Annotated in this window: 31 protein-coding genes; 6 read left to right on the forward strand and 25 right to left on the reverse strand. The window is 37.1% G+C overall.

Annotated features, from left to right (window positions below):
- Positions 1-93: 93 nt before the first annotated feature.
- The gene (locus P176_RS20835; protein ID WP_317193702.1) at positions 94-273 is read left to right on the forward strand and encodes an ATP-binding protein; all 180 of its coding nucleotides are present in this window, start codon (positions 94-96) and stop codon (positions 271-273) included.
- The gene (locus tag P176_RS20700; RefSeq protein WP_225626176.1) at positions 270-572 is read left to right on the forward strand and encodes a winged helix-turn-helix transcriptional regulator; all 303 of its coding nucleotides are present in this window, start codon (positions 270-272) and stop codon (positions 570-572) included. Before P176_RS20835 ends, P176_RS20700 begins: the two co-directional genes overlap by 4 nt.
- Positions 573-598: 26 nt before the next feature.
- Here the strand turns inward: P176_RS20700 and P176_RS0111440 are convergent, their stop codons facing one another.
- Genes P176_RS0111440 through P176_RS0111480 form a run of 9 tightly spaced genes read right to left on the reverse strand, consistent with a single transcriptional unit; the run spans position 599 to position 7,806 of the window.
- Positions 599-964, reverse strand: a complete 366-nt coding sequence (locus P176_RS0111440) for a DUF4878 domain-containing protein (protein WP_026754835.1) — start codon at positions 962-964, stop codon at positions 599-601.
- Positions 965-971: 7 nt separating this feature from the next.
- Positions 972-1,802, reverse strand: coding sequence for a DUF4138 domain-containing protein (locus P176_RS0111445; RefSeq protein WP_037348910.1), 831 nt, complete (start codon positions 1,800-1,802; stop codon positions 972-974).
- Entirely contained in the window at positions 1,799-2,728 is a 930-nt protein-coding gene (gene traM / locus P176_RS0111450; protein ID WP_026754837.1) for a conjugative transposon protein TraM, read from the reverse strand. The genes P176_RS0111445 and traM overlap by 4 nt, the downstream gene beginning before the upstream one ends.
- A 59-nt stretch (positions 2,729-2,787) precedes the next feature.
- On the reverse strand, positions 2,788-3,402 hold the full coding sequence (locus P176_RS0111455; protein WP_026754838.1) for a conjugal transfer protein TraK: 615 nt from the start codon (positions 3,400-3,402) through the stop codon (positions 2,788-2,790).
- Between the two features lie 11 nt (positions 3,403-3,413).
- The gene (locus P176_RS0111460; RefSeq protein ID WP_026754839.1) at positions 3,414-4,256 is read right to left on the reverse strand and encodes a hypothetical protein; all 843 of its coding nucleotides are present in this window, start codon (positions 4,254-4,256) and stop codon (positions 3,414-3,416) included.
- Between the two features lie 2 nt (positions 4,257-4,258).
- On the reverse strand, positions 4,259-4,840 hold the full coding sequence (locus P176_RS0111465; protein ID WP_026754840.1) for a conjugal transfer protein: 582 nt from the start codon (positions 4,838-4,840) through the stop codon (positions 4,259-4,261).
- Between the two features lie 4 nt (positions 4,841-4,844).
- Positions 4,845-7,247 (reverse strand): TraG family conjugative transposon ATPase, encoded by a 2,403-nt coding sequence (locus tag P176_RS0111470; RefSeq protein WP_026754841.1) that lies wholly within the window; start codon positions 7,245-7,247, stop codon positions 4,845-4,847.
- Positions 7,234-7,518, reverse strand: a complete 285-nt coding sequence (locus P176_RS20280; protein ID WP_026754842.1) for a hypothetical protein — start codon at positions 7,516-7,518, stop codon at positions 7,234-7,236. Before P176_RS20280 ends, P176_RS0111470 begins: the two co-directional genes overlap by 14 nt.
- A complete protein-coding gene (locus P176_RS0111480; RefSeq protein ID WP_008610937.1) occupies positions 7,519-7,806 on the reverse strand; it encodes a hypothetical protein in 288 nt (95 codons plus the stop codon).
- 189 nt (positions 7,807-7,995) lie between these two features.
- On the opposite strand from P176_RS0111480, the gene P176_RS0111485 reads away from it, so the two are divergent.
- From P176_RS0111485 to P176_RS20705, 4 genes are all read left to right on the forward strand, one after another.
- Positions 7,996-8,637 (forward strand): N-acetylmuramoyl-L-alanine amidase, encoded by a 642-nt coding sequence (locus P176_RS0111485; RefSeq protein ID WP_026754843.1) that lies wholly within the window; start codon positions 7,996-7,998, stop codon positions 8,635-8,637.
- Positions 8,638-8,848: 211 nt separating this feature from the next.
- A complete protein-coding gene (locus tag P176_RS0111490) occupies positions 8,849-9,220 on the forward strand; it encodes a metalloregulator ArsR/SmtB family transcription factor (RefSeq protein ID WP_008610939.1) in 372 nt (123 codons plus the stop codon).
- A 12-nt stretch (positions 9,221-9,232) separates the two neighbouring features.
- The gene (gene merTP / locus P176_RS0111495; RefSeq protein WP_026754844.1) at positions 9,233-9,835 is read left to right on the forward strand and encodes a mercuric transport protein MerTP; all 603 of its coding nucleotides are present in this window, start codon (positions 9,233-9,235) and stop codon (positions 9,833-9,835) included.
- The gene (locus P176_RS20705) at positions 9,835-10,041 is read left to right on the forward strand and encodes a GDCCVxC domain-containing (seleno)protein (protein WP_008610941.1); all 207 of its coding nucleotides are present in this window, start codon (positions 9,835-9,837) and stop codon (positions 10,039-10,041) included. The genes merTP and P176_RS20705 overlap by 1 nt, the downstream gene beginning before the upstream one ends.
- A gap of 17 nt (positions 10,042-10,058) precedes the next feature.
- Here P176_RS20705 and P176_RS0111500 read toward each other — a convergent pair whose 3' ends face one another.
- From P176_RS0111500 to P176_RS0111580, 16 genes are all read right to left on the reverse strand, one after another.
- Positions 10,059-10,721, reverse strand: a complete 663-nt coding sequence (locus tag P176_RS0111500; protein ID WP_026754845.1) for an ATPase — start codon at positions 10,719-10,721, stop codon at positions 10,059-10,061.
- Positions 10,705-11,457, reverse strand: a complete 753-nt coding sequence (locus P176_RS0111505; RefSeq protein ID WP_026754846.1) for a hypothetical protein — start codon at positions 11,455-11,457, stop codon at positions 10,705-10,707. The genes P176_RS0111500 and P176_RS0111505 overlap by 17 nt, the downstream gene beginning before the upstream one ends.
- 3 nt (positions 11,458-11,460) lie before the next feature.
- Positions 11,461-11,745 (reverse strand): helix-turn-helix domain-containing protein, encoded by a 285-nt coding sequence (locus P176_RS0111510; RefSeq protein WP_026754847.1) that lies wholly within the window; start codon positions 11,743-11,745, stop codon positions 11,461-11,463.
- Positions 11,746-12,038: 293 nt separating this feature from the next.
- A complete protein-coding gene (locus tag P176_RS0111520; RefSeq protein ID WP_026754848.1) occupies positions 12,039-12,890 on the reverse strand; it encodes an RteC domain-containing protein in 852 nt (283 codons plus the stop codon).
- Positions 12,891-12,954: 64 nt separating this feature from the next.
- Positions 12,955-14,169 (reverse strand): MFS transporter, encoded by a 1,215-nt coding sequence (locus P176_RS0111525; protein WP_026754849.1) that lies wholly within the window; start codon positions 14,167-14,169, stop codon positions 12,955-12,957.
- Positions 14,170-16,272, reverse strand: a complete 2,103-nt coding sequence (locus P176_RS0111530; RefSeq protein ID WP_026754850.1) for a copper-translocating P-type ATPase — start codon at positions 16,270-16,272, stop codon at positions 14,170-14,172.
- Between the two features lie 18 nt (positions 16,273-16,290).
- Positions 16,291-16,584 (reverse strand): hypothetical protein, encoded by a 294-nt coding sequence (locus P176_RS0111535; RefSeq protein ID WP_008616393.1) that lies wholly within the window; start codon positions 16,582-16,584, stop codon positions 16,291-16,293.
- A 6-nt stretch (positions 16,585-16,590) separates the two neighbouring features.
- A complete protein-coding gene (locus tag P176_RS0111540; RefSeq protein WP_026754851.1) occupies positions 16,591-17,235 on the reverse strand; it encodes a hypothetical protein in 645 nt (214 codons plus the stop codon).
- Positions 17,232-18,125, reverse strand: coding sequence for a ribose-phosphate pyrophosphokinase (locus tag P176_RS0111545; protein WP_026754852.1), 894 nt, complete (start codon positions 18,123-18,125; stop codon positions 17,232-17,234). The genes P176_RS0111540 and P176_RS0111545 overlap by 4 nt, the downstream gene beginning before the upstream one ends.
- Before the next feature lie 6 nt (positions 18,126-18,131).
- Complete coding sequence (locus P176_RS0111550) at positions 18,132-19,634, reverse strand: thymidine phosphorylase family protein (protein ID WP_026754853.1); 1,503 nt, start codon at positions 19,632-19,634, stop codon at positions 18,132-18,134.
- A 29-nt stretch (positions 19,635-19,663) separates the two neighbouring features.
- Positions 19,664-21,040 carry an MBL fold metallo-hydrolase RNA specificity domain-containing protein gene (locus P176_RS0111555; RefSeq protein WP_026754854.1) on the reverse strand — a complete coding sequence of 459 codons (1,377 nt, stop codon included), beginning with the start codon at positions 21,038-21,040 and terminating at the stop codon, positions 19,664-19,666.
- Positions 21,041-21,055: 15 nt separating this feature from the next.
- A complete protein-coding gene (locus P176_RS0111560) occupies positions 21,056-21,310 on the reverse strand; it encodes a hypothetical protein (protein WP_026754855.1) in 255 nt (84 codons plus the stop codon).
- Positions 21,311-21,353: 43 nt separating this feature from the next.
- The gene (locus P176_RS0111565; protein WP_026754856.1) at positions 21,354-22,196 is read right to left on the reverse strand and encodes an ATP cone domain-containing protein; all 843 of its coding nucleotides are present in this window, start codon (positions 22,194-22,196) and stop codon (positions 21,354-21,356) included.
- Positions 22,193-23,029 (reverse strand): universal stress protein, encoded by an 837-nt coding sequence (locus P176_RS0111570; RefSeq protein ID WP_026754857.1) that lies wholly within the window; start codon positions 23,027-23,029, stop codon positions 22,193-22,195. Before P176_RS0111570 ends, P176_RS0111565 begins: the two co-directional genes overlap by 4 nt.
- Before the next feature lie 25 nt (positions 23,030-23,054).
- Positions 23,055-23,828, reverse strand: a complete 774-nt coding sequence (locus P176_RS0111575) for an SDR family oxidoreductase (RefSeq protein ID WP_026754858.1) — start codon at positions 23,826-23,828, stop codon at positions 23,055-23,057.
- 42 nt (positions 23,829-23,870) lie between these two features.
- Entirely contained in the window at positions 23,871-24,860 is a 990-nt protein-coding gene (locus P176_RS0111580) for a 2-hydroxyacid dehydrogenase (protein WP_026754859.1), read from the reverse strand.
- Positions 24,861-24,865: the final 5 nt, after the last annotated feature.

A 24,865-nucleotide genomic window follows, 5' to 3' on the forward strand; every position in this document is an offset into this window, starting at 1 on the left:
ATTAATGCAATTGTTCATAATGACTACACCAATGAAATCGCCCCAAAGTTTGAAATTTTTGCAGATAGAATTGAAATCACATCGGCCGGTGGTCTGCCAGAAGGATTAAGCAAACAAGAATTTTTCGAAGGCTTTTCAGTTCCAAGGAACAAGGAACTAATGCGAATTTTTAAAGATTTAGAACTGGTAGAGCAACTAGGTTCCGGCATTCCTCGAATCTTAGAATACTATGGAAAAGATAGCTTTAGTTTTTCAGATAATTTTCTAGAATGACTCTTATTGCTAAAGAAGCTGTTACAGAAGCTAATGAAAAGGCTAAAGAAGAAGGTGGTGTAACAGGTGGTGTAACAGGTGGTGCAATTGATGCAACTAAAGCACTAACTAAAAGACAAAAAGAAGTTATTAAACTTATAGCAAACAATACTACTATTACCTATACTGAAATAGCTGAAGCTTTAGGTATCAATGAATCTGCTGTTGGCAAACACATTACAGCTATTAAAAATAAAGATTTTTTAGTGCGTCACTGCGAGACAGGGGGCTATTGGGAAATTAAACTCGAAATGAATTAATTAAATTTAAAATAGAATTTCTTTTTTTAAAACGGCCCTTTATCCCTCGGCCCATTATGCGTTACCTTCCATTCGCCATCTTCTTGAATCAGTTTAAAAACACCCGGTTTTTGGTCGTAAGAAGTTGAATATTTTACCCAAGCCACCTTGCCATCCATAGCTTCATCCACCACTTTAAAATTAGCTTCTGAATCTTTATCTTCAGTAAACATTGCTTGAATGCTTGAAAGGTTTGCATAGCCTTCCGCAGTTGTATGCTTTTTTAAGGTAGCTTCATCGCCGTGATAAAAACTTTCGGCAACAACTTTGGCAGTTTCAGAAGGGGAAAGATTCTTGTTTTCTGAACAGGAGAAGAACAACAATAAGAACGAGCAAATGACTAAATTTTTCATAACGTTACTAATTTGGGTTATTGATATGACTATGTGATATTTTCAGTTTAATATTGCGTTCACCATCTTTTTCGTGCAATTCCAAAATTGCTCTGCGGTCATTGGATAATGAAAACTTTGGTATTACATATACAAACCGAACTGTTTCATTTTCCTTTATTTTGGAAGGCTGATTGTATTTAAATAATGGTTCTTGATACAAACGTTGTAACGATTTCTTTTTTCCCTTTTGTCTTGTTTCAACCGAGAGTTTTAAGAAATTCAAATCATAATCCAAAGTAGAATTATTCTTAATCTCGATGACGAAGTAAAGTTCTTCCTTATCAAAAACAATATTCTCAACACTCAAAACGATACCTTCATTTCGCTTTTTAATTTGACCTATATGCTGATTTCTATTAAGAAGATACGAGCAGAATTGTTGGTAGTAATACGTTCTATTATCTACACGTTCTTCAGAGGATTCAGCAAGAATCGAATCGACTTTAATAGGTTTCTCATTCCCTATACTATTTGATAGCGGAATGAAATAATTGAGCTTAGATAGCTGTTTTTTATATCTTACAATATACGAAAAAATTGAACCATTTCTGTTGATTACCAATAGATTACTTTCCTTTCCGGGCTTTGCTTGAAGCAGTCCAAAGTACTGTTCTTTTTCTCGATTGTAAGTAAACACAAAATTGTCTGCACCAGTAACGCCTTGTCTTATGGGTTCTGGAAAGAAGAGCGCAACGTTCTTGGTATCGTTTGCGTAAATAGTGTCGAGGATCTTATGTGTTTGTGATTTCGCTGAAGCGAAAAAAAACATCGTGAATATTACTATAATTGTTCTCATAATTTTGGTTTTAGAATTAGTTTGTAATTGTTCAATACAGTTACTTTTATGTTTCGGTTACTACGTCTAAATACTTTGGTTATCCCACCAACTTGCGGTACTGTTGGGATATTTATATCGCTAATAACATCATCTAAAACTTCAGTAGTGACCTCTTGCCTAAGGTTATTCTCAACGTAAATACCCTCACTTCCATCTTGCAGATCAAAAGCCTTTAAACTGGTAGGGTTGTGATTAATATTTTCGATTTTTACGATGGTTCGATTAGGTTGAAAACTTATCAAACCATAAATAGGCGTGTTCTTTTCAATGGTTCTATTATTGATTTTGGCAGTTTTGGAAAGACGCATTCGTAAACGTGAATTAGCCTTTACTACCTGATCACCATCTACGATTACATAAATGGTTTCATCTGTGTTTTCTATGATGGAAAGGTCATTGGGTTTGGGCGAAGCTGCAAAGAACAGTTGATGCTCAAGACTTAATTCTTTTGCCTCAATCTTTTGTTCTCGCTTTACATCAGCTGTGTCGATTTGCTTTGTGATTTCTCTAGCAGGTTTCTTTTGTCCGAAGTTTTGATAGCGCTCTTCTGAATATTGAATTCTGCCCGAGTCGTAAATACTATCTACGATACGTTTTTTTTCTAGTTCTGGTAAATCTGGGTCATAGAAGCCTAGGGAATCAATCAATTTTTCGTCATAGATACTTGGTGCATTATTCTCGCGCACTTCCTTTAGGTCGTTAATAGCATCCAATTTCGAATCGTATTCTTTTTGGTTTTCGTCCAAATCTGGAACTAAAGTTTGTTTTAGGTTTTCATTTTCACTTTCATCATCGCCCATAACCATTATAGAGTATGATATCAGGAAAATGAAGATTACTGCCAAAACCGCTGCAAATACTATTTTGTTCTTTTCTACTCTCATCTGTTGATATTTATTTGTTTTTAAATGCCGATTACCTGCACGACGGCAGGCGGGTCGGCTCAATTTTCATTGTTCAGTTTTTTTAAGGTGTTTTCAAAATAATCGGTTATCAATAATCCGTGTGGATTGTTCGGAAAGTTTCGATTGACCATAATGAGGTTTCCATTAGAAACAAGCTCGTAGGTATCTATTATTGAACCTCGATTGATTTCAAATACCGTGACGGTTCTAAAAACATACATTCCGTTTTGTTCCTCGATTTGAGAATCGATACTCAATACTTTTTGGACGAGCGAATATTGTAATAATCTGTTATAAACACCATCGGCTTTTTTCTGTCGGTATAGATTATCTACAGAACTATTGCCCAACCAAAGTGCCTTTTCTAAATTGCGTTCGTAGTTACTAGCATCGATGTTATAGAAATAGTTATGGAACAGGTCCAAATGCGCAAGAGCTTCGACCTTGAAATTTTCTTTTTGGGTTACTATTTTTAAGGGGATTATGCTTCCGTCGGTATTAATGGCAAAAGCACTATTGAGCGCTTTTTGATTTGTGCTGAATGCCATCCATAAAGAAAATGTGCTGGATAGCATTGCGAAAATGACAACTGCTAACACGATAAACCTGTTCAATTTTAAGACTGCATAAATATTTTTATAAGGTGTTTTCATTTTGGGTTGAATTAAGTATTAAATAATCTAAGGGTAAAAGATGTGGCACGCTTATACAGTTTGAATTTAAGGAATACTATAAAGCCTACCGAACCGAGCTGAACTACAGGTGCAAAAAAGCCTTCGCCAACGTCTGTTCCAAAAAGATTAACCCAGAAATTAGTATTGATTTCGGTATATAGCGCATTAACGAATACGTTGACCAAAAAGAAAGCTGGTACCAACATATAGACCGCTGCATACAATTTGAAAAACGTGTAGGCGAGTGAACGGAATTTTTCAAAAACCGCGAGACTGATTACTAAAGGAAAAAATGCCTGCATAATCCCCAAAAGGAAAAAACGTTCAGCAAGAAATAGTGGATAGATGAACAAATCCAAAATCCACAGAATGATACTTACGATAAAAGCAAATATCTTGAACCCGTATAGTGGTGTTACCAATGCTTCGTATAAGAGCGTCATTGCCGCTTTTGCTACCTCAATTATACTGACATCTTCCTCAATAGGTATATCTTGCATCTGCAAAGGCAATAAGGCAGGTGCGGTGCCACGGTATTGACCTTCTATTGAAACCAAGATACTGTCAAAAAAACCTAATATTTGTGTTGAAAAAATGACTAGAATGACAATGGCGAAATTTTTCATCAAATCCCCAGGACTTAACCCCCAAGTGTAACCTTCCTTATCTGCAACACCTTCATTGTACTTTTTAAGGATATTTACCAGAAAAAACAGAACAGCAAGCGTTTTCATTCCCGCAATAGTGTACTGCGAGAAACTGCTGTTTTGTATCGTCTGGAAAACCGTGTCTATATATTCCAGTCCAATCCCTAAAATGATGGTTGCGGTCATCTCTAATATTCGGTTTCGCGGTTATTGATTTTATCTTGCATTTTTCTGAAGGAAATAATATCCTTGTATCGTTTCGTTTTGGCTTTGACGTTAGAAACCATTTCCTTTGATTCCAGTTCTTTTTGTTTAAGAATTTCAGCACGTTCGGCATCGGTCATTTTCAAATAGTCACTCGATAGAATTTCATCTATAAAATCCATTGTGTCCAAAGAGTTTTCTACGATGGCAGAAAACGATTCTGATACCCTTGCCACTTCATCGGGTTTGATGTAAGGGCTGTCAAGAATGTCTCCTAAATCATCTTGCATCATATTGATTAAACGTTGATTGTTACGTCCAATCTCGCGAACGGCATCCAATTGTCTAACCACATCGTTGACCTTCTCAATATTTTCTTTGGCTTTTTTCATAAATTGAACTGTCTTGATAATATTTGAGGTCTGCTTTCCTGATTCTATCAACTGTTTTACCAAGCTGATAAAATTGGTATTGTCATAAGTTGGCATTCCCTGGGCGGTTGCATTGCCAGACATAAATAAGGTCAAGGCTACGGTCATTACTAAAATTTTGATTTTTGTCTTCATAATATTATGTTTTAGATGTGAATTGAATTATTGCTTTTTCCATATCGTGATGCTCATTGTAGAGCTTCATTATTTCTTCATTTTCTTGTCCATCGGTCAAGTAAGCTGCATACACTTCCTTCGGAACTTCTAAGCGGAAAATATTACTTTCCCTACCAATTTTGATAAACATTTCGGTGTACTTGCGTGGACCGGAAAGATTGTTCTTGATGGATTTCAGTTGGTTAAGGTCGTGGCTGGATAGGTTGAGTCTTTTGACCACTTCGTCATATCCTTTTTCATTGTTCAGACTATAAATGACCTGTGTGTTTTCCAGTATGCTTGCCGATGTTGAATTGTTAGGAAGCTGATTTATCGACTGAAGAATAATCCCAATAGCACCGTTTTGTTTACGTATGGCTTGATAGTAGAATTCTACACTTTCCAACACGTTTTCAAACTTCAATTGCTTGGCAAACTCATCAAAAAGGATGATTCCCTTTTCAGCTCTGTTCTTCCAAATAGTTCTTTGAATGGCAGACTTGATGAGCTTGAGCATCACAGACAGGATTTCCTTATTGTCCTTAACTTCATCGAGTTCAAAGACAATCAAGCGTTTGTCTTCGATTTTATAAGTCTGGTCTTCGCTTACTTCAAAAAGAAAGCTATATAGACCATCGCCGACATATTCTGACATTACGTGCAAGAAGCTCGTGACATTGAAGTAGTCGGGATGGATTTTTAAGGTGTCCAGAAGATCCTTCTGATTCCTTTCTATAAAACTGTAAAATCCATCTAAAGAGTGATTTTCTGAAGTACTATCATAATAGTGGCGCAGTATCTTTTTGACCGATACCGATTGTGCTTTGGTAACCTTTAAGTCTGAAGCAAACAATTCAAACAGAAAGACGGATAGGTCTTCCAGTCGCTCAGGTGTGAGGTCATTTGTATCACTTATATAAAAAGGATTGATGCCCAAGTTCTTTCCGCTTTCATAGCGAAGCACCGTATATTTTTCAGGGTAGAGTTTGGCAAACTTGGTGTAGGATCCACCGAGGTCTATGATGACCAAGCGAACGCCACTTTCAAAATACTGACGTAATATGTTATTGGCCAAAAACGATTTGCCTTCGCCCGTTGGTGCAAAAATGGCAAAGTTCCTTGCTTTAATTCGTTTCTTTTTTTCATCCCAAACATCCTTTAAAACAGGAATGTTATGCTCACGGTCGTTGAAGATGATTCCGGTAGGATCGCTTTTGTAATTGGTGTTATTGATGAACAGGCAAAGCGCGTGTTTTAAATCCGTTACATACAAATCGTTGTTCGAGAAATTGGACGAAAAACAGCAGTAACTGTTTAGGATATAATTCTTACGTTCTTCGCCTCTTGGATAGTATGGTATGATATCCAATTCCTTAAATTCGGTCTTTATTTTTGAAGTTATTTTGTCGAGCTCTTTAGCTTCTTTCGCCCAATAGACAATATTGAGATGACCACGGATGATTCGTGCATTATCATCGGCATTGATTTGGTCAAGAATGTGCTGGATTTTGCCAAGAACCACTTTATTCTGCGAACCGAAGTTGGAACTTTTGTTGAGTTCCTCAATCTTTTTATCCAGTAGCTTGCGCCACTTCTGTTTGTCATCGAGATATAGGATTTGGTTGACGATATGGTTCTCATTAAGCGTAAGCCCTAAGCCATCAATAAACCCTTGATGAAACACAAAATCATCAGAAGTGAATTTCTCATTGGTTTTGCTACTCTGTACACTTTCGCCAAAGCACAGTTCGCTGTTGATGGCAAGGGCATCAAAATGGTTTTCGCCAATATTGACGCTTTTTTTGTCCAGTAGAATATCGGTATCGTAACCTTCATTGAAGCCATTGAAATAGGCACTTGTCAGTTGCTGTATTTCTTCCGCTTTAAGCCAAACAAAATCCATCTTTCGACTGTTGTTGATAAAGGAAATGGAATCACTTACCGAGTTGGCGAAACTCTTAATGTTGTCGTCCAATTCCTGAACTATGCTTTTTGAAACTTTTCTGAAGGGATTGACATATTTCGGATTGTTGAGCGCTTTGTTCTTGGTCAAGATGAAGAATAAATAACAGCTGTGCTCGATATGCCCACGACCTTTAAAATGCTCGTGAGTTGCTTTTTCCAAAAAGGTTGTATTCGGAAGTTGTTCTGAAGAATAGGATTTCTTTAAATAGATATCCTGCTTATGAACCACAGTACCAACTGGCAGCGACTTCAAAGCCTGAAACCAAGCACCGTGCATATCCTCAAAATCCTTTTCAGAAAGCGAATAGATTTCTGGTAGATTACCTTTATAGCACAAGACTACGTTGCCATTATTGGCAAATACGATATTATCTTGAATATCTACAATAGGTTGATATGCCGAAAGGTTAATTTTGTTCATAATCGAAGCCAGAGTTTCTTTTGTTACTAATGATTTGCGGAAATGCCTTTGCCATTTGGAAAAGCTGTGGATTGTGTGCTATCCGTGTCAAAGCCACATATAGGGAAGCATTGAATACCAACACACCTATTATTATCCCAAAGCTGAAAGAGAAGATGATGATGAGCAACGAAGCCAAAATAGAAACCATCATCAAGGCAAACAGGGAAATGGGCAACCCAAAAATGACCGCCCTTTTCCTGATGTTTTTATAGACCTCGAACCGTTTCATTTATACAACGATTCCTATTAGGTAAGTAAAGATTCCGACTACTGCACCTGCAATCAATACAAATACTAAAACTCGGGTAATCCCCTTTTTTAAATCTGCATTTTCCCCAAAAAAATGTCCTGCGTTGAACAGGAAACCTACAAGGAAGATTACACCGAGTAGTATTGGAAAAATAGTTCTGATGGTATCGCCTACATCGTTAACTGAATCTTCAATGCCACCAATTTGAGCAAAAAGCGAAGTGGATAAGAGCGAAAGAATGGATGCTAAATAGTGTGATTTTTTCATAACGGAACAGTTTAAATTTTTGGTTCATTTTCGTTATTGGAAATTTACATATATTTGAACATAAATAATTGAAAATCAAATAATTGTGAATAAAATATTATTTGATATTGTTTGAATTCCGTTGCTGTTATTTGACATCAAATTCTATGAATTTTTAAAGGAAAAATGTTGATAACCCGAAAATTGAAAATGAAAAATCTGCTCAAAAACGTCAGTTTTGTGATTTTGGTTCTGAAAATGTGCTTCATTCTTGGACAGGAAACGAGTGCTCAAAAACGAATAATAATTGACGTTGGACACGGTGGAAAAGATACAGGTGCAATTGGCATAAATAACATCCAAGAAAAGGATGTGGTTTTGTCCATTGCAAATGAGATTTTAAGGTTAAATAACGACTTAGAAAAACCACTCGATATTTATTTGACCAGGTACAAAGACACTTTAATATCATTATCGGACAGGACTAAACTGACCAAAGCCTTAAATGCTGATTTGTTTGTGTCTTTGCATTGCAATCATTCCGATAATCCGGATGCAAGAGGTATTGAAGTTTACGCTTCAAGAAAACAAGAAAAATTCTCAAAAGCATCGGTTTTTATGGGCTATCAAATTGAAAGTGCACTTTGTGAAGCAATAGGCTATGATAGCAGAGGTGTGAAGTTTGCGAACTTTCAGGTGCTAAGGGAAACAGCAGATTATTGTACTGCCATATTAATAGAATTGGGCTTTTTATCCAATTGGGATGAAGAAAGCTATATCTCAGACAACCACAATATTGAGCGTATCGCACTATCGATATTATTATCCATTCAAAAATCAATAGAATTATGAAAGATATTTTTTTAGAGTTAACGAAGAGCTTGAAGGACATTGTTTTACAATGTGTTTCAGAAGTTATTTTACTGTACAAATCCTTTAGAAGTTAGATTACCTAAGTTTATTATCTACACATTATAAAAAACAATTTATTCAATAGTGTATTTAAGTATTTGCTTAAATAATATAATAATGATATATTTGTGGCCACTTTAAATCAAAAAAGATGAGCTTGGAAATAACCTGTACACGGAACGAAGCAGACAAGAAGCAAATATCGAGATGTAAGGAAACCATAGAGAATTCTTCAGGTAGCTTAGAAGCAATAAGCAAAATTTTGTCTCTTGCGGGAAGCGAGGTACGACTGAAAATTCTATTTCTATTGAACATAGAGAATGAACTGTGTCCTTGCGATATTGCTGACATTCTTGAAATGAGTGTTCCTGCCGTATCCCAACATATCCGTAAAATGAAGGATGCGGGAATTATTACATCGAGACGTGAAGGGCAAACATTGTATTATTCGCTGGTAAAGAGTGAGGACAATGTTTTGAATGGAATTTTCAATTCAATTTCAGCAAGAAAGAAAACAGCTTAGAAAGTTTACATTATGGCACCGAATAAAACTTCAAATACCGCGGCCTATACCGGCATTTTTACCGCAGTTGCAGCATCAATATGTTGTATATCCCCTGTCTTGGCATTAATTGCTGGAACAAGCGGAATTGCATCTACATTCTCTTGGGTCGAGCCATTTAGACCCTATCTTATCGGCTTGACCATTATTGTTTTGGTCTTTGCCTGGTACCAGAAACTACGACCGAAAACACAGGAAGAAATAGATTGCGCCTGTGAAGATGATGCGAAACCATCGTTTTGGCAATCCAAACGGTTCTTATTGATAGTAACACTATTCGCCGCATTGATGCTGGCCTTCCCGTACTATTCCAATCTATTTTATGCACAGCCCGCCAAGGATATCGTCTATGTCTCTCAATCCAATATCAAAAAACAGACTTTTGAAGTCGCTGGAATGACCTGTGCAGGTTGTGAGGCACACGTAGAAAGCGAAGTCAATAAATTGGACGGAATTATTTCTATCAAAGCCAGCTACGAAAATGCTAATACCATAGTGGAATTTGACAAGACCAAAACCGATTTGCCCACAATCCGAAAAGCTATAGAAAGCACGGGGTACAAAATAATAGAATAATGAAGATTCAATTAAAATCTACGATTACCTGTCCAGAATGCGGCCACAAAAAGGCTGAAGAAATGCCAACCACCGCCTGTCAATTCTTTTATGAATGTGAGAATTGCAAAACGGTTCTGAAACCAAAAGAAGGGGATTGTTGTGTATTCTGTTCTTATGGTACTGTGGCTTGTCCGCCGATTCAAGAAAATAAAAATTGTTGTTAAAAAGCCATACCTTAAATTCACTTCCGTTTATCCCCAGCTTTAGTATCAAAAGCAATCAAATTAAAAAGTTCTCGCATTCGGCTACGCACACGATTACCATAGCGTTCTTCCAGTTCTTCAGCATTGAGATTGGTTGTGGCGTGCGTCTTGATTTTGTGTTTGGTTTGTAAGTAAAGCTCGTATCGGGATAAGAGCACTTCGCCCATTACGTTCAAATCCTTTCCGTAGAATCTACCAGATGGTTCCACACCTAAATCATCAAAACAGTAAAATTTGGTATTACCATACTCTTCAACCGTTTTAAACCCAAGATGGTTGAAACTGAAGGTTACATTCCGGCAGGGAATCATTTCGTAAGGTCTTTGTAGTGGAACCAAATGGCGCAACAATTTCATCAAACTGGTTTTGCCGCAGCCAACGGGTCCGGAAAGTAGAATGCCTTTGTCAATGTCAATACCATAAGTCTCACAGTTGTCTTTATCCTTGATGAAGTAGGAACAGAGCTTCAGCAAAATATCCTTGTCTTCATCATATATCCTAAACTTTTCGCCAAACAAAAGTTTGCCTTTGGCATTTAGGTAAATCAAGATTTTTGAAAAATCATAGATCACACTTTTACCATCAAATTTTCCGAGCGAATATTCCACGCCACCTTCGGTTATTTTAGAGGGGTTGTCCATAATCTTTGTTTTTAGTGGTTCGCAAGTTGTCCTTGATTTGGGACGCTTGTTTTTTGTTTGGTTTGTTTTCCTCGTCGAATATTTCGGTTCTGTCCATCCAGTTGATGGCTACGGCTCGCCAATCTCTGATTTCCTTGCCATCGCCAGTTTGCCAATTTCTGGTCTGGTAATGCTCATAGAATTTTTTAGCTTCATCAGCATCAAAACCTTTTTCTTCAAAAAAAATAAAAACGGCCTGCCAGCCCTTTGGTTGTTTTATATAGTTTTCTTGTTTGATATTGTTTGTATTAGATACCAATGCTTGTCCATCTATGGGACGGTGTTGGTTCACAACCTGTCCATTTTTGGGATGGTGGTGTCCCTCAAGCGGTACACCTCTGGGATGGTACTGTTCCGCAAGTTGTTCTAATATGGGATTGTACTGTCCCACAACCGGTTCATCACTTGTCCCAATAATGGCCATCTTTATTTTGCTGCCTTTGTAGGGATTGTTGGAAGGGAAATAGGTTAAGTATTGCCAAGAATCTAACTCGACGATGCATCTGTGATATGTAGACTTAGAACCTATTTTAGCACATCGCATCAAATCGCGACGGTTTACATAAAATTCATCCATAAAGCGGCAACTGTTCCATTCTTGGAATAGCGCCATATACAAACTGATATGGGATGGGTTAAGGCGGTCATCAAAATAGAACTTTTCAAAAGCCGCATTAAGTAGCTTTATATAGTTCATCTTTTAAGAATTTTGCTTGTGCTGCACTCGATTTGAGTTCATTACACCTTGAATTTCCTCTGCATCATAGTAGATAATGCCCCCAACTTTTGTGTATGGCAACGTTCCATTGATGCGAAGATTCTGTAATGTACCTGGACTGACTTGAAGCAAGTCCATTACCTCGGAAGATTTTAAATATTTCTTGAGTTTTCCAGTTGCTTGTTTAGATAGAAGATTCTTGATGTCATCGAGCAATTCCATTTTAAATTCTCGAAGGTCGTCGGTGGTAATAATATTTGCTGGCATAATAGAACGGTTTTAAAGAAAGGGACTATCGTATCGATTTCAACTAATTTGATAGTCCCTGACCTGATTTGACTTTCGTTCTACAAATTTGGGATGGTTTATTGGATTTTAATCCCAAGTTGTACCCAAGTAGGGTGTTTTTATTTACTCATTTTCAATGGTTTAAATTGGTTTGATTTAGAGGTGTCACTTAAAATCATCTTTGCCAAATGATAATAGATAAAATTAATTTTATTTTTTCCCAAGTAAGACCCAACTTGGGAAGAAATTTAACATTTTTAAAAATGAAAATATCAACCGTCCGTTTCTTCCATTCGCCTTAAAAGTGTTGCTTTTAGTCTATCAATAAACTTGGTTTGGTCGATTTTCCGTTCTCTTATTTCGAGAAAAGTTCTATAAACGTTACCAAGATTAAGTTCAAAAATATCTTCACAAGCTGATGCCATTTCTTTAATACCAGCTGTACCACTTTTTATTGCGCCAGATGCCTGTAATGCATAAATTAACTCAATCAGGTCTGTTTTTGAAGCAGTCCAACCAAGTCGCTCACCGTTTGATAGAGTATTCAGCTTATTCGGTATGCCGTATGACAAATCCCTTAAATTACTTAACTCTTCAACGTAATGGCTTATTAATAGGTCATAGGCCATAATTTTGGCAATTGCATTATCGTGGCTTGTGGAAAATTCAGCATCTGTATAAAAATGAGAAGTGTTTGATACCAAGCTAATTTTATCATTTCCTCGCAGAAAATAGAATTCATCCAGAAGTTCAGAATCCTCTCTATAATATTTAATGAAATCTATATTTCGTCGATTACTTTCTTGTAGCCTATTTATTTCTGAATCAATAAATTCCTGTTGAGATTTTATTGTTCCCGCAGGTCTATTTATCAAGAAATTGTAGAGTTTGGCATAAAATTTCAGTCTGCTATAGATGTGGGGTTTATGCTTTTTAAAGAATATTATTTCATTCTGTTTATCTACGAATTCATTTTCCCTTACACAGATGCGTAATTTCTGCAAGTATTGTCTTGAAATAGAAATACCTTGTTCAACATTGTTGAAATCGTTTAGATTAGATTCCTCAACTACTTTTATTTCCTCTTTGTAATTGTCTAGTATTTTATGAATTAACTTATGCAAAATATTTTTGGGGCTTTAGATTTGGGTTAATTATTAATAAGTAATGTTTGTATGTTATATCTTTTTATGGGGGATTTTTAAAAAAGAACAGACAACCAATAGCGAGCAAAACAATGCTACCAGCAATTATGAAAGGATAGTAAAAACCGCCTGCAATCAGCCAAGTTCCTAAAACGGGGCCTAAAATCTGACCAATACTATTGGTCGAACTCTGAATAGAAATATTCCTACCAGTATTTTTCTTTGATATCAATGAAACCGCAGAGAGCAAATTTGGTGTTACCATAGCGCCTCCAGCAGCAAAAACAACGATTAATCCATAGACTAAAAATTCATTGTTAAAAAATGGAAAGGCAATCAAGGATAAACCAGATATTAGTGACCCTAAAGCAATTTGTTTCTTTGTTGATAAAAACTTCTCTCCATAAGTAGCGAACACTGGTTGTAAAACAGCCATTATTGAACCACATAGCATAAAACCAAAACCAACTTGATTACTATTAAATCCTAATTCATCTTTTCCGTAGATTGAAAAGACAGTTTCAAATAGCGTCACCACAAATTGGAAGACAAACGAAAGCACTAGTAATACGATAAAATATTTAGTAAATGTGAACCGCAAACTCACTTTTCGTGTTGTGAACTTATGTACGCGAGCGGTGTTTTTTAACCATTTCATCACAACCAAAAGGACAATCAATCCTAGTAGTGCAGCGAATAAAAAGGGCACTGAAAATCGGTCTAAATGTAGCAGGCCTAATGTATATTTTATATGAATATCAGTTTGGGACAGAAAGCCGCCAATGACAGGGCCAAAAATAACACCAGAGCTAATGGCAACACCAGACCAGGCCATTATTTTTGTTCTACGTTTTTCAGATGTAATATCACTTAAATATGCATTGCTAACTGGAATAACTGATGACGTAAAAATTCCACCAAAAATTCGAGCAATATATAGCATTGTCAAGGATGTGGCTAGGCCAGTAAGTAATTGCATAATTACAAAACCGATTAGTCCACAAATGATAATAGGTTTCCTGCCGTATCTGTCCGATAGTTTTCCCCAAACCACTACGAATAGTAACTGAAAAAATGGATAAATGCTTGTGAGCAATCCAATATGGAAATTGATAAGGTCGGTGTCAAGATTGTCTTTTAAAGCTAATCTTTCGGTATAGTAAGGAAGGGTTGGCAATAATATACCATAGCCCAACATCACTACAAACAAACTCAATAGAATTAAAAATATCCTGTTGAGTTTTTCTTTTCTATCCATTTATTTTTTACCGATTTTTCGCTTCAATAATTGCGCATTAATAGCCACTATAATTGTACTCAAACTCATAAATACCGCTCCTACAGCTGGCCCTAAAACAAAGCCAGAAGAGTATAGAACACCTGCAGCTAATGGAATGGCCACCACATTATACCCAGTTGCCCATATTAGGTTCTGAATCATTTTATTGTACGTAGCCTTTCCGAACAAAATTAGGTTTGCAATATCTTGTGGATTGCTATTTACCAATATAATATCGGCTGTTTCGGCGGCTACATCAGTACCAGAACCAACAGCGATTCCTACATCAGCTTTGGCAAGTGCGGGCGCATCGTTTACGCCATCTCCAGTCATAGCCACAAACTCTCCTTTGTTTTGCAACTCTTCTACAATTTCTACTTTTTGGTGTGGTAGCACTTCGGCATAATAGCCATCCAACCCTAATTTTTCACTCACAGCTTTGGCTGTTTTTTCGTTATCCCCAGTTGCCATCAAAACTTTGATATTATTCTTTTTAAATATTTTTATAGCTTCCGCAGATTCAGGTCTTATTTCATCAGCAAGCGCAATGTATCCTGCTAGTTGTCCTTCAATTAATACAAATACAACAGTTTCAGCAGCGTCACTATAAGCATCTTCAGGAATAGTTATTTTTTCATCCCTTAAATAACCAGGGCTAACCACTTTTACTTGCTTTCCTTCTACATTTGCCTCTACACCTTTACCAGTGATCGCATTAAAGTTTTCAGGCTTTGGGATTGTAATATTGTCTTCTTTAACTTTTTTAATAATACCTACGGCGATAGGATGTTCCGAACTTTGTTCCAATGCACTCGAAAGCCTTAAAATTTCTTCAGATGAATAAGTTTCGCTAACAGACTCAATTCGAGTAACGCCAAAATCGCCTTTGGTCAATGTTCCCGTTTTATCAAACAATAAAGCTGATATTTTTCGGGATTCTTCAAAAGCTGTCCTATTTCGAATTAATAACCCGTTTTGAGCTGAAACAGCAGTAGAAATAGCAACCACAAGTGGTATGGCAAGACCTAATGCGTGTGGACAAGCAATGACCATAACGGTAACCATTCTTTCTAAAGCATAGACAAATGGAAAGCCTAAAATCAGCCATACCGCTAATGTTCCAAAACCAATACCTAATGCGATATAGGTAAGCCATTTTGCAGCTCTATCCGAGAGGTTTTGCATTTTTGATTTGGTTTTTTGCGCTTCTTCGACCATTTTGATGACCTTGTTGAGATAGCTATCTTTTCCAGTATGCTCAACCTTTACTTTTAAGATACTGTTACCATTTACCGAACCACCAATAACCTTATCGTTTTCATCTTTTTTTACAGGTTTGGATTCGCCTGTAAGCATAGATTCGTTCAGGTAACTTGAACCGTCTACTATAATCCCATCAGCAGGAACTTTTTCACCTGGTTTAACCAAAATCACATCATCTTTTAACAAATCTTCCAACGGAATATCTTCTATGGTATCATCCTTTACCCTATGGGCTTCTGCGGGCATCATACTTACCAAAAGCTGTAAGGCCTTTGATGCTCCCAAGACGCTTTTCATCTCTATCCAATGTCCTACCAACATAATAGCGATAAGGGTAGCCAGTTCCCAGAAAAAATCAACTCCTTCTAAGCCGAACACGGTTGCCGAACTATAAACGTAAGCCACGGTAATGGCCATAGAAATCAAGGTCATCATCCCTGGCGCACCTTTTTTGATTTCAGACCAGAATCCTTTTAAAAATGGCCAACCACCATAGAAATATACGATTGTGGAAAGTGCAAAAAGGATATATGGATTTCCGGGAAGCAAAAACTCATATCCAAAAAAGTCCTGAATCATCGGCGAGAAGAACAGTATGGGAATAGTAAGTACAAGGGTTACCCAAAACCGTTTTCTAAAATCGGCAATCATCATTTTATGATGGTCGTGCCCGTGTTCTCCGTGCCCTGGATTGTGGCCAGAATGGTCTCCACCTTTGTGGTTCATTTTAGAATGGTCTTCTTTTTTGTGTTTCATCTTCGAATGGTCCATTTTAGAATGGTCCATTTCATCGTGATTGTGGTGTTCGTGATTTTCCATTATTGTCTTGTTTAAGTGTTATCGTAATTTTTTTCTCATAGCTTCCGAAATGTTTTCGGCATAGACGCCATAGGCATCTACCAAAAGTCCTTTAATCCCATTTTTTGATGAAATAGCATAAAGCACACTATTATCGTCGGTACTGCTCATACCCTCAAAACGATGCATCTCGTCAACATTAAAATCTTCTGGGTGTATTTCAATTTTTAGTGAGGCACACTCCAAACATTCTGGTTTTAGGTTAAAATCATATGTATAGCCATTTCCCTGTAAATCGTTTATGGCTTCAGAAAGTGTATCGTAATTTTTCATCTGTCTTTATTTATAGTTTATTGTAAAATAGCTGTTATCTGCTTCTGAAAATTTCTGAAAAGTCAATAAACCTTTTTCATTTAATTTTTCGATAACGGTATAATTGAGTTGCTTAATGCGAATTCCCCAGGCATAGGCTTTAATATTAATTTTTGATTTTATAGTGTTTTTCCCATCCTCTAATTTTCGGTCATAAATTTTTATGATGCTTTTGGAACCAAAAAAGTTTAACAAGCCCGAGTCAAAACTCATTTCCAATTTAATATCTTTCAAGTTTTGTAAATCGTAGAGCTTTTTAAAATTTTCAGAAATGGTATTAATTTCGGTTTCTTTTGATTTTGGCTTGGAAAACGGAAAAGCCATTATCATTACATTGGCGTCATCTGGCTCACAACGGTAGGTAGTAGTGTATTTATCGGTTGATTGTTTGTTTTTGTCAAACAATTCTGTAACTACCTTTATTTCATAATATCCATTTTCCTTTATTGTTTCTCCAGCTTCAAAAGTTTGTTTATTGAGAAAATCACCTTCTTTATCAAAGTTTTCCCGAATAACAACTCTGCCTGAAATCTGCCCAATGAGCATTTCAGTTTGTCCAGTCATTGTGATGCTTAATAAAGTGATTAGTACTATAAAGCCTTGTTTTCTCATATATGGTGCATTAATTTTTTTACCTCTTTTGCCATAATATCACTTAAATCTATTCCATTTGAAGAGTGTGGGATGGTATTACAAGTCACTATTTTTTCTACTCCGGAATCCAATAAATCTTGATAGGCGTTTCCTGAAAAAACGGCGTGAATGCCTACACAAATAGGTGGTTTCATTCCTGCTTTTTTAAGATGTTGTACGGTTTCAATCATTGTTCGGGCTGTGGAAATAATATCATCTACCAAAATGGGTGTAGCATCTTTATATATATCCACATCGGGAACAGAGACTTCTACATCACGGTCACCGTGACGCACCTTTTGTAATACCGTAAATGGTGCTCCTGCATTTTTGGCGACTTCTGATACCCATTGTTCACTTTCAGAATCAGGTCCGATAAGTACCGGGTTTTCGATATTTTCTTTAATCCATTCTGAAATTGCGTCGGCAGCGTGAATCACTTTATTTGGAATTTGATACACTTCCCCTAACGAACTAATTCTGTGCAAGTGAGGGTCAACCGTGGTAATGCTATCGGCAAAACCAGAAATCAATTTTCCGAAGAAACCAGAAGTCACTCCTTCACCTTCATTAAATACTTTGTCCTGCCGCATATACGCCAAATAGGGTGCTACCAAACAGGTACACATAGCGCCTAATGATTTGGCTGTGTGACTTAGAAAATAAAGCGGCAACAGTTTTTCATCTGGTTCGTGTAAGGTGCATACCAGTACCACACATTTATCTTTAACATCAGATAATATACGTGTGTACGATTCCCCGTCAGGGAATTTACGCAAAGTGGCTTTGCCCACTTCAGCATCCATTTTTGTAGCCATAAGTTCTGTGAGTTCTTCATTTCCGGGAAGACTGAATAATATTGTTTTCATAGTTTTTTAAATTATAGTTAGGATGTCGTTATGGTTGTTTTTATATTCCAGAGCATAGTTGAGTTCGCCTTTGGATTCAGCATATATGGTATATAATAATTGGTCTATTTCAATTTTTTCATTTAAATGGACATTCAAAAGAATCCCTGCCGATTTAGACTGCGGTGCGCCGGAAAGCTTGGCGAGTTTTGCTATCTTTCTATTATCTATGCGCTTTAAAACCCCAGAGTTTTCTGCTCTAATTTCGGTTTTATAGGGTGCTAAAACAGGTTTTGAAAAGCGACCTTGCGCATTACAAATAGCAAGGAATTTTTTATAAGCCTGACCAGATTTGAGAATTTCACGTGCGGTTTCCAGTCCCTTTCCTTTTTCTACTTTTCCAGAAAGTTCTAATAGTTCAGTAGCTAAAAGCAATGCTCTTTCTGTTAAGTCTTTAGGTGCATCTTCCTCATTTTTCAAAACTTTTAATATATCTATGGCTTCTAATGTTGGACCGATACCCCTTCCAACAGGCTGCGTGCCATCCGTAACTACAACTTTTACATTCAAGTCAACAGATGTCCCAACGGTTTCCATATGATTTTTTAGTTTTTGAGCCATTTCGGTACTGCGAACCTTGGCGGTTTCACCCACGGGAATATCAATGACCACGTGAGTGGAACCAGCTGCTGCTTTTTTAGAGAGTACCGAAGCAATGAGCTGCCCTTCACTATCAATATCCAAGGCTTTTTCAATTTTGATGAGCACATCATCGGCAGGACTTAACTGCGCCGTGCCTCCCCAAACAAAACATCCGCCTTCTTTTTCTACTACAGTCTTTATTTCCTCGGAAGAGAGCGTAACATTGGTCAATACTTCCATTGTATCTGCTGTGCCTGCTGGCGAAGTGATTGCCCGTGAGGATGTTTTTGGCATAGTAAGACCATACGCGGCAACAATGGCAACGACCAATGGTGTTGTTCTATTGCCAGGCAATCCACCAATGCAATGCTTGTCGACCACGATATCCTTGTTCCAGTTCAGTTGCTTTCCGGAAGCAATCATTGCTTTAGTAAGGTCACTTATTTCATCAATATCCATTCGGTCGCCAGCACAGGCAGTAATAAATGCCGAAAGGTGGATGTTGGAATAATCGCCTTCCACGATATCGGTTATGATGTTGTTATAGGCCTTATAATCCAGTTTTTTGTTATAGATTTTTGCCCTAACGTGACTTAAAGATTCAATAGGTTCTAAATGTGAAACATACAAAGTGTCATTGTCTGAAACATTTAGCTTTTTTGCAGCTGCATCTGATAGTCCAATTTCGTTGGGCAACAGCATATCTGAATTTATAATGTTGAGGCTTGCTACAATTGAATGGGTTGCCTTTGAAATCCTTATTCTTGTAAGTGCTTCAAAACCTTCGGAAATACAGACGTGGCAATCTTCACGCATATACACCACATTTTCGTTCTGGGTATAAATACCCAGATGTTTGTATTTTAGAATGTTTGAGTGTTGTTCCATAGTGTTTAAATTTTCAAAATTTCAAAAGCCTATTCTATTTCTTCAATATTATAGAGTTGTGGGATTTCCGCATCCCATCCATAAGTTTCCTTTATTCCTTTTTGAAGTGCTTCCGCACCTTCTTTTTCTCCGTGCACAATAAAAATTCGCGCTGGCTTATTTTTTATTTTGCTCATCCAATCAATTAATTCAGCGTGGTCTGCGTGTGCAGAGAGGCCTTGAATTTCGGCTACTTCCATTTGAAGGGATACCGTTTTCCCATACACTTTTAATTCTTTTTGGCCTTCCAATAGCTTTCTTCCACGAGTGCCTTCAGCTTGATAGCCTACAAAAAGCAGGGTGTTATTTGGGTTTTGTGCTTGAGTTTCAAGGTAGTTGAGCATCCTGCCACCGGTAAGCATTCCACTTCCAGCAATTACGATTTTTGGTTTGTTGTCTGTTCGCAATTCCATAGTTTCCCGATAACTGCTTACGACTGTAAAATGTGAACACATTTCATCACATTCATTGTCTTCCAATCTGTGCCAATCTCTTGTACGATGAAACAATTCCAATACACTAGCTCCCATTGGGCTGTCCATTATCATTTGTACTTTTGGGATTTTCTTTTCCTTCAGTAACTTCCAAAAAATAAGCATCATCAGTTGGGCACGTTCTACTGAAAAGCTTGGGACAAATAGGCTTCCGCCTCTATTATTAGTGTCGTTGACCAATTTTTCAATCTGCGGAAGTGCTTCCGCTTCGTCAGGATGAAATCTTCCTCCATAAGTGGATTCAATGAAAAGCACATCTGCTTTTTTGGGTTTCAGAGGTGGATAAAGCAATAAATCATTGGTTCTTCCAATATCTCCTGAAAAAACAAAACGTTTTCCGTGTACATCCAACTCGATAAAAGTTGCACCAAGGATATGTCCGTTATACTGAAACCGCGCCTTGATACCATCAAATAATGATATCCATTGGGATTGTGGAACGTTCTTAAAATGTGGAAAGGTTTTTTCAGCATCTTTTAAATCGTACAATGGTTCAGCAGGACTATGTTTGGAATAACCTTCTTTGTTGGCACGTTCGGCCTCCTGTTCTTGAATTTTTGCACTATCATTCAAAATGATTTTAGCAATATCTAACGTGGGATTGGTGCCATAAATAGGTCCTTTGAACCCTTGCTTGACTAATCGCGGTAGATAGCCAGTATGGTCTAAATGGCCGTGAGTAAGCAATACCATATCAATTTCTGAAACTTCCACGGGTGGATATTCCCAGTTTTTGAGTCGTAATTCTTTTAACCCTTGAAAAAGTCCGCAGTCTATCAGTATTTTTTTATCTCCTGTATCCACTAAATATTTTGAGCCAGTTACTGTACCTGCCGCTCCTAAAAAGTGGATGTTTATTTTATTGTTTTTCATCTTTATAGTATTTATTTAGTTTCCACCACAGCAGGAAGGCGTGTTTCCTTTATCTTGGTTTGATTTGCTCAATTCCGCTATTTCATTATATAGATTGCGGGAATCCTCTTTGATAAGAAGCGCCAATTTCTTTACGGATTTAGGTTCAAAGTTTACCATCCCCAATAATATTTCAAGGGCTTCTTCAAGTAGTTTTGAATCATCTTCCAATGCTTGGTAAAATGGCTCTAAATCTATGCTGTTCCGTTTTTGCAGTTCATCTGTTTTCATAATTTTTGTTTTTAAGATTGTTGAACTTTTATATTATTAATTCTCAAGTGCTTTTACATAGTGCTTCTGAATCTTCTAAAATCTTTTTGTGTCTTTTTTTATCAATTCCTATCTGTTCCAATAACGCAGGTTTTTCGTGAAGCTCTTTGCAGAGCACGATGCCTGTATCCAATAACTTTGTTTTTTCGGCTTTGGTCAGGGTAGTCAATGCCGTTAAAGGGTGCAGTCCCAACTTGTCTATTCTGTCTTTTAAACCGTTTCCCATCGGGTAATCCCAACTTGTTAATAATAATCCCACGCATTTACCATATTGCACAGCATCGGTGGTAAATCGTGTATTGGTATATACACCTCCCTTATGAAGTTTATCCTCGTGACCTTTTTGGCGTTCCCATTGTTTTTCCACATCCAAAAATCTTGAATGGATGTATAAGGGGATTTTCACATTACAAACCCTACCTTGGTCACTGTGGTATTTGCATTCAATCATATAATGATTATTGTCTTTTTGCGCTATCACATCTATTTCGTGCTGAACGCAATTACCCTGTACAATCACACCAACCTGTGTTGAAAATCCTTCGTGTGCCAATAGTTTGCCTACTAACTTTTCAAAAGGAAAACCAGAAGGACCTAATTCCATCAATGCTTTTTTGAGCTTATACTTTGAGGCACTTACACGTGATTTGCCTTTAAGTATTTTAAATGCCATCTGGTAGATTTTTTTAGTGGTAATGCCTTCATATATTTTGTTTTCAACTTGGTCAACAATTTGCTGAATCAATTCTTCACTAGCTTGTGCACGTCTTAAGGAATTGATAAGTTTATCCACATCAAAAGGAACCACGTCGCCAGAATATTTCACTATGTTGATTGAATCTTTCATTTTTTAATATGTATGGTCATCACAGGTAGTTCTGAATGATTAGTTACGCCTTCTGCAATGCTTTTTGAAAATAAACTCAAAAATCCTGTCTTTCCGTGGGTACTCATTGCAATTAAATCTGCGGGCTGATGTTTTAGAAATGTATTGATACCTTCTTCTACTGACGATTCGTTGTGAACGTTCATAGAAAAGTTTTTTAAGGTGGGAAACTTTTCAAGAAATAGCTTGACAGGGTTTAATCCAGCGTTGATACTATTAAAGTCTGTTTCTGTATTAATGCGTAACAAATGAATTTTAGCATCACATTTTTCAGCTATGGAAAGCACAGCTTGAAACGGATGACTCACATCTTCTTCAAAAGAAGAGACAAATAGAATATTCTTAAAAGGAAACGTTACTTCATCCTCTTTTACCACAATAATTGGCGCATTTGCCTTTCTTACAATTTTTTCAACATTACTGCCCGTTATCTCCCTTACACGGCCTTTGGTACCGCTACTTCCTGTAATGATGAAATCGTGGTGGAAATGACCAGAATGTTCCAAAATATCTTTTTGTCCTGAATCGAATTGTAGAAAAGTTCGGCATTTAAGACCTTCGTGTTCTGCTATTTTTTCGAGTTCACGTAAATTAGCCTTTGCAGTACCTATCTGCTTTAAGGTTTCTGGATAACGCTTTTCTTTGAGTTTATCTAATTTTACCCAATCTACAGGTGTGGTCATCTGATGCAAAAAGTGTATTTCTGCATTGTATGTTTTTGCCATTTTAATCCCTAGATGTGCAGCTTTAGTGCAGTTTTCAGAGAAATCGGTGGGTACGAGTATATTTTTCATAATTTTTGAATTTTATATTCTTCTGTTATTGTGCTGTGTAACCACCATCTATTACCAATTCAGAACCGGTCATAAATTTTGATTCATCCGAAGCTAGATAAACGACACCATAACCTATGTCATCTGGTTCTCCAAGGTGTCCAACTGGATGTAGACTTTCTAACTGCTTTTTGCCCTCCTCCACATCACCTTGGGCTTTTAGGAAATTTTCTACCATTGGTGTCCATATATAGGCTGGATGAATGGAATTGACACGGATGCCATAACCCTGTTTCGCGCAATGAAGTGCAGCAGACTTGGTAAATAAAGTTATACCACCCTTACTTGCGTTATATGCAGCAAAATTGGGATCGCCAATAAGGCCTTCAATTGAAGAAAAGTTAATGATTGAGCCACCTTCTCCGCTTTCTTTTATAGCCTTAATACCGTATTGGGTACCTAGGAAACTGCCATCTAAATTGATGCTTAAAAGTTTTTTCCAGTCTGCAAGCGTGATATCTTCCACGTTTTTACCGATTGCTATACCAGCAGCATTAGCTAGGATATTTAGCTTGCCAAAGGTTTTGAGCGTAGTCTCGATTACCTTTTTCCATTGATCTTCTTTGGATACATCTTGTTTTATAAATATGGCTTCACCGCCATCGTTCTTGATTTGTTGGACTACTTTATTTCCGTTTTCTTCATCCAAATCTGTTATTACTATTTTTGCTCCTTCGCGTGCCAATAAAATAGCACTTGATTTTCCTAATCCAGAGGCACCTCCTGTGACAATGGCTACTTTATTTTTTACTCGATCCATAATTTTAAGATTTAAGTGTTACTACTAATTTTTGTTTCTTAATCAAGAAACTTCGTTTCCTGAAACTTTGCCTTTTTCAAAACAGTCTAGATTATATATCGTGGTTTCAGCAATATTTGTCAATGCTGTTTCGGTCAAGAAGGCCTGATGACTGGTTATCAAAACATTGTTGAAGGTCATTAATCGGGCAATCACATCGTCTTGCAAAATGTCGTCGGAATGGTCTTCAAAGAACAATCCTTCTTCTTCCTCATACACATCTATTCCGAAATACCCAATTTTTTTAGTTTTCAATCCTTCGATGACTGCTTTAGTATCTACCAATCCTCCACGACTTGTATTGATAAGCATTACGCCTTGTTTCATCAATGAAATATGCTTGGCATCAATCAAATGTTTTGTTGAAGTCGTTAATGGTACGTGCAAGCTTATAATATCAGACTGTTTGCAGATGGTTTCACAGTCGGTATAGCTTACGTTATAAGAATTGATTAGATTTTCATCTTCAATGACATCTTGAACAAGTATTTTACAACCAAAACCGTGTAGTATTTTTACCAATACAGATCCAATTTTTCCAGTACCTATGACACCGACGGTTTTCCCGTTAAGGTCAAAACCTGTAAGACCGTTCAATGAAAAATTCTGGTCACGTACCCTGTTGTGAGCTTTAATCAATTTTCGGTTTAGGGCGAGTATTAGCGCCATTGTATGTTCTGCAATAGCGTAAGGGGAATAGGCAGGAACACGAGCCACTTTTATACCCAGTTCGGTAGCTTTTTCGATAGATACATTGTTATACCCAGCGGTACGAAGCGCAATATATTGTACTCCCGATTCCTTTAATTTTTCAAGCACTTGAGTAGAGGCATCATCACTTGTAAATAAACTGATGGCCTCGGTGCCCTGCGCCAAAGAAGCAGTTTTTTCCGTCAACCGTAGCTCAAGTAGGTTTAACTCGTGCTTACCTTTATTTGCAGCTAACAAATGAGATTCTTCAAACTTATGTGTACTGAATATGGTTGTTTTCATCTTAC

Source organism: Sediminibacter sp. Hel_I_10, assembly GCF_000688335.1.
GTDB lineage: Bacteria > Bacteroidota > Bacteroidia > Flavobacteriales > Flavobacteriaceae > Psychroserpens.